This window comes from Candidatus Izemoplasma sp., assembly GCF_982632705.1.
On the sequence record NZ_CEXEES010000003.1, the window covers coordinates 23,758 to 39,409 of the forward strand.

The 15,652-nt window shown below is 31.6% G+C and carries 17 protein-coding genes and 1 other annotated feature (1 of these 18 cut by a window edge); of the genes, 5 read left to right on the forward strand and 12 right to left on the reverse strand.

Annotated elements, in window-relative coordinates; all coding sequences use genetic code 11:
* From polA to AC2LE6_RS00775, 5 genes are all read right to left on the reverse strand, one after another.
* A complete protein-coding gene (polA, locus tag AC2LE6_RS00755; protein WP_484477321.1) occupies nt 1–2,622 on the reverse strand; it encodes a DNA polymerase I in 2,622 nt (873 codons plus the stop codon).
* A 106-nt stretch (nt 2,623–2,728) separates the two neighbouring features.
* A complete protein-coding gene (gene acpP, locus AC2LE6_RS00760) occupies nt 2,729–2,953 on the reverse strand; it encodes an acyl carrier protein (protein WP_484477322.1) in 225 nt (74 codons plus the stop codon).
* Between the two features lie 161 nt (nt 2,954–3,114).
* Nucleotides 3,115–3,420, reverse strand: coding sequence for a hypothetical protein (locus tag AC2LE6_RS00765; protein ID WP_484477323.1), 306 nt, complete (start codon nt 3,418–3,420; stop codon nt 3,115–3,117).
* Between the two features lie 7 nt (nt 3,421–3,427).
* Nucleotides 3,428–3,961, reverse strand: coding sequence for an NADPH-dependent FMN reductase (locus AC2LE6_RS00770; RefSeq protein ID WP_484477324.1), 534 nt, complete (start codon nt 3,959–3,961; stop codon nt 3,428–3,430).
* A gap of 13 nt (nt 3,962–3,974) precedes the next feature.
* A complete protein-coding gene (locus AC2LE6_RS00775) occupies nt 3,975–4,772 on the reverse strand; it encodes a pirin family protein (protein WP_484477325.1) in 798 nt (265 codons plus the stop codon).
* Between the two features lie 149 nt (nt 4,773–4,921).
* Between AC2LE6_RS00775 and AC2LE6_RS00780 the strand changes: the two genes are divergently transcribed.
* Nucleotides 4,922–5,227: a winged helix-turn-helix transcriptional regulator gene (locus AC2LE6_RS00780; RefSeq protein ID WP_484477326.1), complete on the forward strand. Its 306-nt coding sequence runs from the start codon at nt 4,922–4,924 to the stop codon at nt 5,225–5,227.
* A gap of 80 nt (nt 5,228–5,307) precedes the next feature.
* Here the strand turns inward: AC2LE6_RS00780 and AC2LE6_RS00785 are convergent, their stop codons facing one another.
* Nucleotides 5,308–5,973, reverse strand: a complete 666-nt coding sequence (locus AC2LE6_RS00785; protein ID WP_484477327.1) for a class I SAM-dependent methyltransferase — start codon at nt 5,971–5,973, stop codon at nt 5,308–5,310.
* Nucleotides 5,974–6,099: 126 nt separating this feature from the next.
* Here AC2LE6_RS00785 and AC2LE6_RS00790 point away from each other — a divergent pair, with 126 nt between their 5' ends.
* Together AC2LE6_RS00790 and AC2LE6_RS00795 are read left to right on the forward strand one after the other, a co-directional pair.
* Complete coding sequence (locus tag AC2LE6_RS00790; protein ID WP_484477328.1) at nt 6,100–6,582, forward strand: permease; 483 nt, start codon at nt 6,100–6,102, stop codon at nt 6,580–6,582.
* Entirely contained in the window at nt 6,582–7,121 is a 540-nt protein-coding gene (locus AC2LE6_RS00795; protein ID WP_484477329.1) for a permease, read from the forward strand. Before AC2LE6_RS00790 ends, AC2LE6_RS00795 begins: the two co-directional genes overlap by 1 nt.
* 32 nt (nt 7,122–7,153) lie before the next feature.
* On the opposite strand, the gene AC2LE6_RS00800 is transcribed toward AC2LE6_RS00795, so the two are convergent.
* Genes AC2LE6_RS00800 through pepV form a run of 5 tightly spaced genes read right to left on the reverse strand, consistent with a single transcriptional unit; the run spans nt 7,154 to nt 11,679 of the window.
* A complete protein-coding gene (locus AC2LE6_RS00800; RefSeq protein ID WP_484477330.1) occupies nt 7,154–7,894 on the reverse strand; it encodes a type III pantothenate kinase in 741 nt (246 codons plus the stop codon).
* A gap of 10 nt (nt 7,895–7,904) precedes the next feature.
* Nucleotides 7,905–8,564, reverse strand: coding sequence for an ECF transporter S component (locus tag AC2LE6_RS00805; RefSeq protein WP_484477331.1), 660 nt, complete (start codon nt 8,562–8,564; stop codon nt 7,905–7,907).
* 48 nt (nt 8,565–8,612) lie between these two features.
* Nucleotides 8,613–9,680, reverse strand: a complete 1,068-nt coding sequence (locus AC2LE6_RS00810; RefSeq protein WP_484477332.1) for a M42 family metallopeptidase — start codon at nt 9,678–9,680, stop codon at nt 8,613–8,615.
* 4 nt (nt 9,681–9,684) lie between these two features.
* On the reverse strand, nt 9,685–10,326 hold the full coding sequence (trmB, locus tag AC2LE6_RS00815) for a tRNA (guanosine(46)-N7)-methyltransferase TrmB (protein WP_484477333.1): 642 nt from the start codon (nt 10,324–10,326) through the stop codon (nt 9,685–9,687).
* Nucleotides 10,327–11,679 (reverse strand): dipeptidase PepV, encoded by a 1,353-nt coding sequence (gene pepV / locus AC2LE6_RS00820; RefSeq protein ID WP_484477334.1) that lies wholly within the window; start codon nt 11,677–11,679, stop codon nt 10,327–10,329. It abuts the gene before it with no gap.
* Nucleotides 11,680–11,901: 222 nt separating this feature from the next.
* Here pepV and AC2LE6_RS00825 point away from each other — a divergent pair, with 222 nt between their 5' ends.
* Both AC2LE6_RS00825 and AC2LE6_RS00830 read left to right on the forward strand, forming a co-directional pair.
* Nucleotides 11,902–14,001, forward strand: coding sequence for a heavy metal translocating P-type ATPase (locus AC2LE6_RS00825; RefSeq protein WP_484477335.1), 2,100 nt, complete (start codon nt 11,902–11,904; stop codon nt 13,999–14,001).
* 1 nt (nt 14,002) lies between these two features.
* Nucleotides 14,003–14,296, forward strand: coding sequence for an ArsR/SmtB family transcription factor (locus tag AC2LE6_RS00830; RefSeq protein ID WP_484477336.1), 294 nt, complete (start codon nt 14,003–14,005; stop codon nt 14,294–14,296).
* A 47-nt stretch (nt 14,297–14,343) separates the two neighbouring features.
* Here AC2LE6_RS00830 and tyrS read toward each other — a convergent pair whose 3' ends face one another.
* A complete protein-coding gene (gene tyrS, locus AC2LE6_RS00835; protein WP_484477337.1) occupies nt 14,344–15,579 on the reverse strand; it encodes a tyrosine--tRNA ligase in 1,236 nt (411 codons plus the stop codon).
* Between the two features lie 41 nt (nt 15,580–15,620).
* Nucleotides 15,621–15,652, reverse strand: a binding site (T-box leader); it runs 163 nt beyond the window's last position.

Sequence of the window (15,652 nt, forward strand, 5' to 3'; positions counted from 1 at the left end):
CTATTTTGTTTCGTATAGGTTAACTCCCATATTGCTATCTACTTTTAGTGGAACTTGTAGTTTCACACAAGATTCCATTACTTCTTTAACTAAATTGTTCATTAATTCAATTTCATCTTTATCAACATCAAAAACCAATTCATCGTGAATTTGAAGAAGTAATTTACTTTTAAGTCTTTTGTTTTTTATGGCGTTTTGAATGTCTATCATTGCAATTTTTATGATGTCAGCTGCACTACCTTGGATAGGAGCATTCATTGCATTTCTTTTTCCTGATTCCCTTTGCATATACACGCTACTTTTTAGTTCTGGAAGATACCTTCTTCTATTATAAAGAGTCTCTGCAAATCCTGTAGTTTGTGCATGTTCAACTACACCATCCATGAATCCTTTGATTCCTGGGAATGTTTCGTAGTATTTCTTAATAAATCGATCAGCATCTTTGGAAGTAATGTTGATACCTTCACTTAGACCCCAAGCACTTTGTCCATAAATAATACCAAAGTTTACTGCTTTTGCTTGTCTTCTTTCTAATGAAGTAATGTCGTCTTTACCAAAAATCTGTTGTGCTGTTTTTGTATGTATATCTTCGTTATTATTGAACGCATCAATTAATACTGTTTCATTAGCCATATCGGCAAGAACTCTTAACTCAATTTGTGAGTAATCTGCTGCTAGTAATTTGTTTCCTTCTTTCGGAACAAATACTTTTCTGATTTCTCTTCCTTCTTCATATCTAATAGGAATGTTTTGTAAATTGGGTTCTATGCTACTAAGCCTTCCTGTTGATGTGAAAGCTTGTCGATATATAGTATGAATTTTTTCATCTTTTAAAATAGCTTTTTCTAATCCAACAACATATGTGCTATGTAGTTTTGTTAATGTTCTATATTCCATTATGTTTTCAATAATCGGGTGATATGATTTTAGTTTATTCAATACATCAACGTTTGTTGAATACCCTGTTTTTGTTTTCTTTTTAAATGGTAAATCAAGTTCATCAAATAGTATTTCACCAAGTTGTTTTGGACTTCCGATATTGAATTCATGACCTGCAAGGTTATGAATTGTTTTAGTTAGTTCTTGGATTTTTCCACCGATTTCTGTATTTAGAGATTGTAGTTTCGAGCGATTTACATGAATCCCTTCGAACTCCATTTCGGCTAAAACAGAAGCCAGAGGTAATTCAATATCATTTAATAATACTCCTTGATTATTTTCTTTTATTTGCTTTAAACATTCGGTTTTTAATTCTTTTATTGCGACTGCTTTTTCAACTGCGTACTTCTGGTATATATGTGCTTCTGGGATACTGTATTTTGCACCCTTTTGATATACTTCTTCAAGATAGTTAACATCCGAATAATCTAAACTAGATACCACTACTCTAAAGTCCTCTTTTGTATTTGCTGGATTTAAAATATACATACCTAACAAGAGATCAAAATCGACTCCCTGAATGTCGTAATTATCGTTCATTAAGATTACTTTCATTTTCTTAACATCAAACACATTCTTTTTAACATATTCATCACTTAGATACATTTGTAGATTGATACTGGAATGGATCATTTCATACGGAATATAAAAGTTTCCAAGTTCATTTACAATAGCGAACCCTAGAGGGGTAGCTAAATGATAGTTTTCACCGAAAGATTCCAAAATTATATTACTGTTTGGTTTTAGAACATCGTCAATATCATATACGTTATCCAGAACCTTAAACTTTGTTTCTAGTCTTGGTTTTACTTCTTTTGTTCTATTGAATCTTTTAATCAATGAATGAAGTTCTAATTCCTTGAAGAATTCAAATAACTCATCTTCATTAATTCCCTTATATTCTACTTGGTCCAAAGTAAACTCGAACTCAACATCTGTTTTTATTGTAGCGATTTGTTTACAAAGAATTGCGTCTTCAAAATGTTCTCTAATTCTTTCACCAAGTTTTCCTTTTATTTCGTCTTTATGTTCTAAAACACCTTCTAGTGTTTCGTACTGGTTTAAAAGTTTTACAGCCGTTTTTTCACCTACTCCAGGAATACCTGGTAGGTTATCCGAACTGTCACCCATTAATCCTTTTAAGTCAGTGATTTGCTCTGGTGTTACTCCCATTACTTCCATTAGATACTCAGGCGTATAGCTAACATAATTCTGCATTCCTTTTTTACTACTACGCATATGTACTTTATCATTTAATAGTTGTAGTAAATCCCTATCATTTGATACTAATTCAATCTCATCAAATTGATCATAGTAATACTTAGAATAAGTACCGATAATGTCATCTGCCTCAATTAGTTCTATTTCTCTTTGTTTTACACCTAATACATCTAAAGATTTTTTGATAAGACCTATTTGAGATCTAAATTCTTCTGGGATTGGTTTACGACCAGCTTTATAGTCTTTAAAATGTTCATGTCTAAACGTTTTTCCGGATTTATCAAATGCTACTAGAATATGTGTGAATTCCTCTTTTAATAAAGAGTTAATCATTCCTACAAATCCAAAAACTGCATTTGTATATTGTCCTTTACTATTTTGCATTAAGTTGCCACTATACGCAGTACCGTAATACGCTCTAAACATAATATTTGAGCCATCTACTAATATTAATTTCTTCATGTTTATCCACCTCAATCACTTATATCTATTGTAACATAATTATATACATAATTAAAAAAAATACTCTTTTAAAAAACGCTAAAAAAAAACACTCTGAATATGAGTGTTATTTTTTTTCTAAATGGTTAACGATATCAGATACTAATTTAATATTAGTTGCTTCGTTATCATCGATTTGTACATCAAACTCTTCTTCTACTGCCATAATTAACTCAATTGCGTCTAATGAATCTGCCCCTAAATCATCAGTTAAGTTAGACTCTAATTTAATTTCGTCAATCTCAATTCCTAATTCTTCAGCAATAATGCTTTTTACCTTTTCAAAAATCATTGTTCCACTCCTCGACTTATTGTTAACAATATTATATCAAAATGTACACAAAAGTCAATAAAGTAGGGTAAAGACCATTATTTATTTAACAAATTCATCTCAATAATATCAGTTTTTTGATTAAATCTTCTTTTTAGTAAAAAAAAAGGTAGAATAACTACCTATTTTTTAAACTGTAATACCACAAAATCATCTTCCCATTTCTTATAATGAGAATGTTTATGTTCTTTCATATAATTAAATACATCTTTGGTATATGCTACGTCTTCATTTACAAACACTTGTTGCTGACTAAAACTTCTAGATAGTAAGTTTGGTGCAACCTCGATGTGTCCAAACTGTTTAATATGCTTAACTTTTCTTGATTCTTTTTTAGTGATTGAAACTTTTTGTCCAAAGTAATCAATATAATGCATTGGTCCCTTAGACTCTTTTCCTTTAAATTTAAGTAATCCTTTTAGTTTCATGATATGCCTACTTTCTTAGAGTTTTTAATGCTTTACCCCAATCATTAACTTGTGAAAATAACATTTCAAGATTTTCATCATGGATATTTCTTGGTTTAAATTTATAGTTTTCAAAATCATCAAACAAAGATAGTAAGATGTGTGTTCTAACACTGGCAATTTGCAGTTCTGATAAAATTCCTCTTAAATGTTCAGCTGCTCTTGATCCACCTGCTGAACCGTATGAGATAATACCTGCTGATTTGTTTGCCCAAGCATCTCTAGCTGAATCCAATGCGTTCTTCAACGCACCTGTAAGTGAATGATTATATTCTGCAACAACGAAAATAAATCCATCTAGTTCACTTAGTTTCTTATTCCATTTTTCAACGCTTGTTTGGTCATTTGTTGTTCCTAAAAATGGTAACTCATATTCTTTGATATCTACTATTTCAAACTCTACATCTTTTACTGTTTTTGTTTTGTCTAATACCCATTTTCCTACATCTTCACTAGCTCTTCCTTCTCTTGTACTTCCTAAAACTATTCCTACTTTTAACATAATCTATTCTCCTTTATTTTACAAACGTATTGCTGTTTAATTCTTCATACGCTTGTTTGATTTCTTGTTTTGTATTCATTACTATTGGACCTCGCCATTCGATTGGTTCATTTAGTGGAGTTCCTTCGCAGAATAAAAATCTTAATGAATCACTTCTATTTATAATCACGTATTCACCTGGTTCAATGATATATGCAGTTCCTGTTTCTAACTTTTTGTTATCTATTAATCCATTTCCTTTGAATACATATATATACCCTTTTTTACCTTTACTTCTATTAATAACAATGTCTTGTTCAACTGTGACATCAAATATATTTAATCCTAAATTACTTTTATCAAGTGGACCATTTTTATTTTTATATTTTCCCGTTAGTATCTTTATATCGTTTCCGTGTTCTACAACATGAGGAAAGTCATTGTTTTGAAATGCTGAGGAATATGGTTTATCCATTTTGTTTTTCATTGGTATATTGAACCATAATTGGAATCCTTCTATTCCCACCTCTGAATATGATGGAACTGATGTATGATACATCCCAGACCCAGAACTCAAATGAAGAACACCACCTTCATTCACTTCCAACTCACCATTAATTGTGTCTTTTTCCTTCATACTTCCTCTTACAATATATGTAAAGGTTTCAATACCTCTGTGGGGATGCCAAGAACCCATACCAATTTCTTTTTTATCTGTCTCGAAGTAATCTAACATAAGAAATGGATCAATATCTTTAATTGTTTCATGTGCCAATACTCTTATAACGCTACCATCAAATTCAGGTGCTTTGTATCCTTTAACGATTTTCATGAATACCTCCTTATTAAATATAAGTTCCTTACTTTATGTAACCAGTTTATCAACTTTGATTAAGACATTCAAACATAATGCACTTATTTTAAGTAAGTTACTTTTATTTTAAATAAATATGTGGTAATATATCAGTAGGAGTTGATAATATGGAAAACAATCTATGTCCAAAAATGGAATCTACATTAACGTTGTTAAGTAAAAAGTGGGTTTCTTTAATTGTGTTTAGTTTATTTGATGATGCAAAGAAATTCTCTGATATTGAAAGGTACATACCAGGATTATCCGCAAGGTTATTAACAGAAAGACTAAAAGAATTAGAAACTCTTGGAATCGTTAAAAAAACGGTACACAATAGTACACCGATAAAGATAGAATACAGTTTAACAAGAAAAGGTGTCGATTTGACTGGAGCATTTAAGGCAATTGGTGAATGGGCTGAAAAATGGAACTAAAAAAGGAGCAGATTTTGCTCCTTTTTGTTTGCATATGCAATTGCTTTTTTAATGTAGCAAATGGTTAACTGTAATTGTAATTATAGTGCTTTCTTGAGTATAACAACATTCTTACTATTGTGACCTACAAAATCTAATTTGCAAATCTTTGCAATTCTCAAAAATGTCTTTGGTGTGTAAAATGATATGTGAGTGAAATCTCTACGATACCACCATTTCAGGAACAAATCATGATCATTGAAATGAAAATTTGTCATTAGTACTAAATAACCATCATCTTTTAGTAAAGATGCTAAGTGCTTGAATTCTTTGATTGGATCAACAAAATGTTCTACTACTTCTGTAGAAGTAATCAAGTCGTAAGTCCTTACTTTATATTCCTCATTAGGATTAAAGAATGGATCAAAATCATACATTGTAAATCCTTCTCTCGAAAGCAATTCTTTCAACACAGGTCCAGGACCAGAACCATACTCTAGTCCAACGCCTTTGATATGTAGTGGTTTGATATAATCATTTATAAATCGTTCGAACATCTGGACATATCCTTTAGATTCAAAGGAGTTATTGTGATTCTTATATTCCTTATGCTCTTGCTCTAAAGATACGTGATTTTCTATATCCTTATATATAAACTCACACTCTGTACAGACAGAGTAAGTTACTTTTAATTGGGGATCATTTAATTCTGATGTTGTAGTGCCACATATATTACATGTTTTGTTTGAACTATTGCTAAACGTCATAAAACCACCATTCTTTCATTCATCATTCTATCATATTATGAATATCATAGATATGTTTGATTTTTATTGGCAATAGTTTTGACACAAACTATTCTTACCTATATAATACATTGAGGAGTGATTTAATTGGGTATTGAAACTTACATTATTTATGGAGTAGCAGGTCTACTGACTATACTTTCATTTATTAAAGACAAAGAAAAAACAAAAAAAGGTATTAAAAAAGGATATAAAGCTTTTATCAAATTGTTTCCTGTATTAATTCCACTATTCTTATTTATTGGAATCTTACTCGCAGTCGTTACACCAGAATTTATCTCAAGTTTAATCGGGGCTGGAAGTGGTTTATTAGGTGTCATTATAGGATTAGTAGTAGGTAGTATAACCTTCATGCCACCATTTGTAGCATACCCACTTGGTGTTGAGCTACTTGGTAATGGAGCAGGAATTGCACAGGTTTCAGGTTTACTTGTAACTCTGATGAGTGTTGGACTTGTTTATTTTGCCGCTGAAAGCAAGATGTTCCATACAAAATCTGCAATACTTAGAAACGTAGTTAGTTTCATCGGTGCTATAGTTGTAATATTGATTGTGATGGTGATGTACTAATGAAATTTGTTAACAAGAATAAGTTCTTAGTTATATCAATCATCGCTTTAGTCGTTATATCATTTATTGATATCAAACTAACATATCAATCATTTGAAAATACATGGGATCAGTTAAAAGCCATGTTATTGATTGTTCCTCCAATATTTTTACTTATTGGTTTATTCGATGTATGGGTTCCTAGGGAAACGATCATAAGATTAATGGGTGCTAATAGTGGTATCAAAGGAATGTCACTTGCATTCTTACTTGGGGCATTTAGTGCTGGACCAACTATTGCTGCTTTCCCACTAGCTATGATCATGATTAAAAAGGGTGCTAAGTATTCAAATGTAGTGTTTTTCTTGATGGTATGGAGTTCATTAAAACTTCCAATTGTGTTTTTCCAAATCACTACAATTGGATTGAAACTATCAATGATTATTAATATAACAATGCTTATAGTTTTCATTATTGGGGCTTATATATCTGAAAAGATATTAACCAAAGATGAATTGAAAGAAATTGAAAACAAGGCAATTGCCTATCATAAAAACTAAATAAAAAACACTACAATTAAGTAGTGTTTTTTTTATACGTTTCTTGAATATATTGTATATAGACCTTTGATTAATAAATGCTCATCAAATATAAAGTTACTGTCTAATATACCAATCATAAATTTAGAAGCTCCTCCAGTGATAATTACTTTTGGAATTTTTTTATGATTCTTTTTCATTTCAGAAACCAGACCTTCAATCATATACTTATGACCTAGTAATAGTCCTGAGTTTAATGAATCTATTGAGTTAGTACCAATTACATTCTTTGGTACTTTAAATTCAAATTGTGATAATTGTGATGCGTTTCCTACAAGTGCATTTCTTTGTGTCATTAATCCTGCACAAATACTTACACCTTTGATTACTTTATTCTCTAATATCGAAACAGTTGTTGCTGTTCCCATATCAACGATAATAGCATTTTCTGTATCGTGAAAGCTCATTGCTCCTACTGCATCACTAACTATATCGCTCCCAAGTTCTTTGGGGTTATCTATCATTATTTGTACACCTGTTTTTACTCCAGGTCCTACAAACATTGGTTCAATGTTTAAATACTTTTGTGCTAAGTTTTTAAAGATCATATTAAGTTCTGGAACTACACTTGATACAATCATGCCCTTTGCATCTTTAATAACATTTTGAAGTAATACATAATACTCATCGTTACTCTTATCTTTATCCGTATTAAAACGGTAAGTCTCTTTGAACCCATCTAAGTATTGTGTTACTACAATATTACTATTTCCAATATCTACTAATATAATCATATACGTCACCTTATTCCTTATCGAATTCCAATACTGATTCTAATCTTGTTGCTAGTGGTGTACCAACAACAATTGCGATTGCAATTTCTAGCAATGAATTAACTACAACTATTGTTAACAGGAACCCAAAGAATGAATCTCCTCCAACAAAATATGTAGATACAAATGACATTACACCTAATGTACCTTCTCTAGTTAATATCTCGCTTGTACCATAAATGTCAAAATACCAGAAGTTTACACCTGCTATATAAAGCAATGTGATTACTAGTACTGAATGAATTAAAGTCATGATTCCAAAGTAAGCTACTGTTGCTACATAACCTTGCTTAATTTTCCCTTTTAGGAATGTTAAGATGTCGTATGCAAAGAACCCAAATAAGAATCTAGGTAATACAGATACTAATGGATTTGTAAATATCGGATCAAGCATTCCGCTTGGTCTAGTAAACGCTACAAATATTGATGTAAGACCAAATACTAATCCTAAGAATCCACCGACTTTTCTTCCTCCAAAGTATGCTCCAACTAATACAGGAATATGTATTATTGTAAATCCTACCATTGGTGTTAGTGGAATATACCCTACTGCTGGTACCAATCCCATAACTAATACGATTGCTGTTAAAACTGCTGTTAATGTTATTTCTTTTGTGCTAAATGATTTCATTTTCTTTCTCCTTTTTAGGCCACTATGGGTCCCATAATTTGAATGGTGTTACACGTTTCTTTTAATCTCTTCAACTCTTTCTTGGTTTAACATCTCTAAGATTGTTAACACGATTTTTTTGACTTCGGCATGATCGTCAATACTAATCATAGAAGTTGTTGAATGTATATATCTAGCAGGCATTCCAATAGTAGCTACTAGTACACCGTCGTTTGCTAATTGCACACGTGCGGCATCTGTACCTCCCATTGATTTGTAGTATTGGAATTTAATTCCATTTTCTTCAGCTGCGTCGACAATAAATTTTTTCATCCCTTGATGCATGATTGCTGAAGGATCATAAAAACGTAATAAGAACCCTTCACCAAGTTTCCCTGATATTTCATCTCCATCAAAACTATCTGCGCATGGACTACAATCAACCGCGATGAATACATCTGGGTTTACAAGTCCTGCTGCTGTTGCTGCACCACGTAATCCTACTTCTTCTTGTACTGTAGCTCCAACATATAGCTCAATGTCTAAATTCTCTTTTTTAATATCTCTTGCTATTTCTAAACTCATACCACAACCGAATCTATCATCCCATGCTTTTGATATGAACTTTTTGTTATCTTTTGTAGCTGTATAATCATTTCTAGGTATAACTTGTTGTCCAATTTTAACCCCAAGTTCAATAGCGTGTTCTTTGCTATCTGCTCCTATATCTAATTTTAAATCTTTGAATAATAATGGTTTAGGTTTTGCATCTGATCCTCTAGTTAAATGAGGAGGTTTACTTGCAGTAACTCCTGGAATATATTCCATATCATCTGTAATGATATCTAAATGTTGAGATAGGAAAACATTTCCATGAACTCCACCTAGATTAGTTAAAGATATCAATCCGTTTTTATCGATTCCAGTAACAATTGCTCCTACTTCATCCATATGACCAGCAAGCATAACTTTTGGTCCTTTATGCCCTTTGTTGATAATACCGAAGATACTACCTAGTTTATCTTCAATGATTTCTTCAACATATGGTTTTAAGTTTTCTCTCATGTAGTTTCTTACAGCTTTTTCAAAACTTGGTGCTCCTGGTAAATCTACCAGATCACGATACAATTTTTCCATTTTATTACTCCTTAAATGTGGCTGTTAGTTTATTTATTTTATTACCTAGTTTACTGAATCGTTCTTCGAACTCAGTCATAATATTTCCTTTAAAATCACTTTTGTGCAAGTCATATGTATGATAAGTAATGTTCATTGGATATTTTTTTAAGCTTTCTAATGAAAACTCGTATAGTCCAATGTTATCAGTTTTAAAATGTAATTCACCGTCTTTTGTAAGAAGTTCTTTATATATGTCTAAGAAATTCTTATGTGTCAATCTTCTTTTTGCATGACGGTCTTTTGGCCATGGATCACTAAAATTTAGATAAACTCTATGAACTGTCAACTGTTCAAATAGTTTTGGTAAGAACATTGCATCACATCTAAGTAATAATAAGTTCTCTTGTTTATCTTCTAATTGCTTCTCTAGTGCTCTTACGATAACACTATCAAACTTTTCAATCCCTATGTAATTCACATTAGGATTGTTTTTGGCAAGTGTATGAACAAATTGTCCTTTACCCATCCCAATCTCAATATGTATTTCATTGTTGTTACTAAAATAATCTTTTATATTAATTGGAGTATGATCGATATCATCGATAATTAAATCATTATTAGAATGAATTAATTCTTTTGCTCCTTGTACATATCTTAATCTCATTTATTTTGTTAACTCGTATATAGATTCCATATAGATTGCAGTTGCTTTTAATAAGTCTTCTACATATAGATGTTCATCTACTTGATGAGCTACATCTTTTCTACCTGGCATTTGAGGTCCGAACGCAACAGCTTTTTTAAGTGCTCTACTATAAGTTCCTCCACCAATTGTTAATAATTTTGATTCTGTATCTCCTGTGTATTTAATATACGCATTATGTAATGTTTGTACCAATGGATCTGTTGTTTCTACATAATGAACTGGCATATTATCTAATACTGTAGCTTTTAATCCAAAACTCTTTGTAGCAGCTTGTATATTAATGACTGCTGAGTCATTGTCCCATCCTTTTGGATAACGACAGTTAACGCCAATTTTAGCGTGATTGTTGACATAACTGAATACAGCAGGATTCATTGTTAAATCTTTCATTTCTTTATCAAAGTGATCAATATTAAGTTTTTCACCTAAATGATCGAATGTTAAGTACTCACAAATAAATTTAACGAAGTTGTTTTCTATGTTCTCATTCAGGAATTCAGCAAGTATAAATGCTGCGTTAATTCCTAAACTTGGTTGCATTGCATGTGCAGATTTACCATATACTTTGTATACGCCATCTTTCACTTCACCATGTAAGTCATTAAATTCGATATATTTCTTAAATTCTAACGATAAATCAATACTTAAAGTACATTCAGCGTATTCTGGTACTATGTTGTATCTATCTCCGGATTTAAATGTAAGTAAGACATCATCTTTAACTGTTCCTAAGATATCAAATGTGAAAATACCTTTTTCTGCGTAAATAAGTGGAAAACTGGCATCAGGAGCAAAACCTAATTCAGGCATTTCTTCTGTCTTAAAATATTTTTCAATACCTCTCCATGCAGTTTCTTCATCAGTACCCAGTATTATTCTTACTCTTTGATTAGGAATAATTCCTAAATCTTTTAGTAATTTCACCGCGAAATAAGCAGCCATTGTTGGTCCCTTATCATCAGATGCACCTCTGGCAAATAATTTTCCATCACGGATTGTTGGATCAAAAGGCTTATTTGTCCATTTTGATACGTCTCCTGTTGGAACAACGTCAAGATGACATAATATACCTAATATATCTTCTCCGTCACCATACTCGATGTGAGCTGCGTAGTTTTGTATGTTTTTTGTAATAAATCCGTCATTGTGAGCTAAATCTAGCATGTAGTGTAATGCATTGTTGATTTCAACTCCAAATGGCGTTTCTGTGTCTGGTTTATACTCATCAAGGACGCTTGGTATTTGTAGTAATTCTTTGGTTCTTTTCAGTATTTCATCCTTGTGCTCTAAGACGATTTCATAAAAATCCATCTAATCACCTCTCTAACTATGATATAGTACCATTTATTATTCTTTATTTCAACCAATTAGAACGATAAAACTAATTAGGATTTTTAACTATTTTGTAGTATAATCTTTTATATATATCAAATTGCTTAGGGAATACAAAAAGGAAAAAAATTATAAAACGCTTGACATATGAGCGTTCGTTCATATATTATGTAGGGGTGACTTGATGAAGAGGTGACTTTTATGATACAAAAAATAATGATGAAAAACTTAATTTGTTCTGGTTGTTCTGGCAAAATTGAGAAGGCTTTAGCCGAAGAGTTAGACTATGTAAATAGCGCTAGTTTCAATTTCCCAAACCAGGTAATGTTAATAGATGCTACTGATGATTATGATGAGGAAAAAGCAATTCCTGAAATAAAGAAAATTGTAGATTCAATTGAAGATGGTGTAGAAACGTTTAGTTATGACAAGCGTCATCTAATAGACACTATCAAAGGTGTTGAATCATATATTTCTTTCTTTATAGGACTTGTTTTATACGGCCTTGCATATTTAATCGGTTTTTTCTTGAAAACCGATTTAGACCATGATAGTGTGGTTGCTGCTAATTTTATTATGTGGTATACCCCTATATTCTTTGTAGGATATGGATTTATATCGTTTAAGATATTCAAGAAAACCTTAAAAGGTGTTCGACGTAAAGAAATATTCAACGAAAATATGTTGATGTTCATCGCTACTATTGCAGCTATGTTCTTACGAAACTATTTTGAAGCTGGATTAGTAATTATCTTCTTCACTGTAGGTGAGTATTTACAACATAGAGCAGTTCATCGTTCTAAACAAGAAGTAAATGGTCTTATCGATCTTAAAGTAGAGTATGCAAATGTACGTGTTGGTAACGAGGTTGTCATTCAAGATCCAATGAGTATTAAAAAAGGCGATATTCTAATTGTTAAAAACGGAGAAAAAATACCTGTTGATGGTGAAATCATTCAAGGTACTACATCTCTTAATACTTCTGCTCTTACAGGAGAAAGTAAGTTATCAACTGTTAAGGTTGGAGACTTTGTCCTAAGTGGGAATATTAATGTAGGAAACGTAATTGAAGTTAGAGCAAAAAAAGAATATCATGAATCAACTTTATCAAGATTAGTTGATTTGATTGAAAACTCAACAAATCATAAAGCTAAAACTGAAAACTTTATTACAAAGTTCGCAAGATATTATACTCCAATCGTTACGATTGCAGCTGTTATGTTATTTGCCAGTAAATCATTCTTTGATTGGGCAAACTATCAAGATTATCTATATGATGCAGCAACATTCCTAGTAATCAGTTGCCCTTGTGCACTTGTACTTAGTATTCCATTATCATATTTTGCTGGAATCGGTGCAGCAGCTAAAAAAGGAATTCTATTTAAAGGTAGTTCATTCTTACATATGATGACCAATGTTGATACTATTGGTCTTGATAAAACAGGTACATTAACACATGGTAATTTCAAAGTTGCTACATTCTCAAATGATGAGACGTTAAAAATTTGTGCTAGTGTTGAGAGATTTAGTAATCATCCAATCGCAAAAAGCATTGTGGAGTTCTACAAAGGTGAGTACTACGATTATCCAAACATTGAAGAGATTCCAGGTTATGGAATTGTTGTACAAACAGATGAAGGTAAAATTCTAGTTGGTAATAGAAAATTAATGAACAAACACAAAATAAAAGTTACAGATAAAAAAGTTATGTCTGGTAGTAATGTATTCGTTTCAAGAAACGGTAAGTATGAAGGACATGTAATCGTAAAAGATAGTTTGAAATCTTCTTCAATCAATACAATTAGAAGACTTTCAAGAAATTACAATATAACAATGTTAACTGGTGATAACGATGCAATGGCAAAAGAAGTTGCAACTTCACTAGGTAGTATTGATTTCAGATCAAACTTATTACCTGAAGAGAAAATCAAAGCATTTGATGAGATAAAAACAAAAAAATTAAAACTATTTGTAGGGGATGGGATTAATGATGCACCATTACTTAAAAACGCTGATATTGGTGTTGCAATGGGGAATGGTAGTGAAGTAGCAATTGATGTAGCAGATGTTATAATTATGGGTGATGATATCAACCTATTAGAACAAGCAACACAAGTAGCTAAAAAGACTAAACGAATTGTATATGAAAACATCATATTAAGTTTAGGAGTTAAATTCATATTCTTGTTATTCGCAGGATTTGGATTAAGTTCAATGTTAACTGCAATTTTCGCAGATGTAGGAATTACATTAATCGCAGTATTAAACAGTTTACGTCTAATTTACTCAAGGGGGAAATAGTATGGAATACAAACAAGAAGAAATAAAAGAAACAGTATCGTTGTTTAAAATATTTAGTGATTATACAAGATTAAGAATCATCGATTTATTAACAAAAGATGAGTACTGTGTTCAAGATATTAGTGATACTTTAGAAACAAGCCAATCGGCAATATCACACCAACTAAAACTATTAAGAGATTTAAATGTTGTTAAGACTAGAAAACAGGGTAAACAAGTTTTCTATAGTCTACAAGATGAGCATGTAAAAGAAATATTCCTTATGGGATTCAAACATGCCAATGATTGTAAGTAAAAAGGATACCAATTGGTATCCTTTTTTATATAAATAGAGTTCTATTCCTAATGTTTAACCATTGCGTATTTCTTTTTACCTCTTCTTAATACAGTGAACTCATTATATAATGCATTATCTTTCTTGACCATAAACTCAAAATCATTTACTTTTTGTCCGTTAACACTTATTGCATTATTCTTGATAAACTCTCGACTCTCACGTTTACTTGATGCAAGTTTCGCCTCAATAACAAGATCAACCAATAACATATCATCCGTTACAGTTATACTTGGGACACCTTTAAATCCATCAACAACTTCTTGTTTATTTAAACTTTGGATATCGCCACTAAATAATGCCTTTGAAATCTTTACAGCACTATCGTACGCTTCTTGTCCATGAACAAGAACAGTTAACTCTTCAGCGATTTTTTGTTGTGCTAAACGTTTATGTGGTGCTGCTTCAAACTCTTCTATAATTGATTTTGTTTCTTCAACTGATTTAAACGTAAACTTCTTAAGGAAGCTTACAGCATCTTTGTCTGGCGTATTTATCCAGTATTGGTAGAACTCATATACTGAAGTTCTTTTTTTATCTAACCATACTGCCCCACCAGCTGATTTACCAAACTTAGTTCCATCTGCTTTTGTTAATAAAGGCCATGTAAATCCAAATGCTTTTGCACCTTCACCTTGTGTTTTTCTAATCAGTTCTAACCCTGCAGTGATATTACCCCATTGGTCTTGACCACCTATTTGTAATTTACAATTATTTCGTTTATAAAGTTCCATAAAATCTAATGATTGAATGATTTGATAACTGAACTCCGTAAAGCTGATTCCGTTATCCATTCTAGACTTTACGCTATCTTTTTGGATCATATGATTTATGTTGAAATGTTTCCCTAAGTCTCTTAGGAATGTTATTACATCATATTCTTTTATCCAATCGTAGTTATTTACAACTGTTGCTGTTGGTAATATGTTCTTAACTTGCTTTGTAATTGCAGAAGCGTTTTCCATAGATTTATCTAGAGTTAACAGTTGCCTTTCACTACTTCTTCCACTTGGGTCTCCAATTAGTCCTGTTCCACCACCAATTACTAGTATTGGAACATGTCCTTTATCCATAAGTCTCTTTGATACCAAGTATGAAATTAGGTGCCCAACATGTAGACTATCTGCGGTAGGGTCTGCCCCTACATAAAATGTAAGTTTTTCATTTTCAAATACGTTCTCTAATTCTGGATCTGTTATATCGTATAACAGGTCTCTCCACTTCAATTCTTGTAATAAATTCATTTTATCACTCCTTATTATAATAAAAAAGATGCTCGTCCTAACAAAAGGACGAACATCATTCGCGGTACCACCT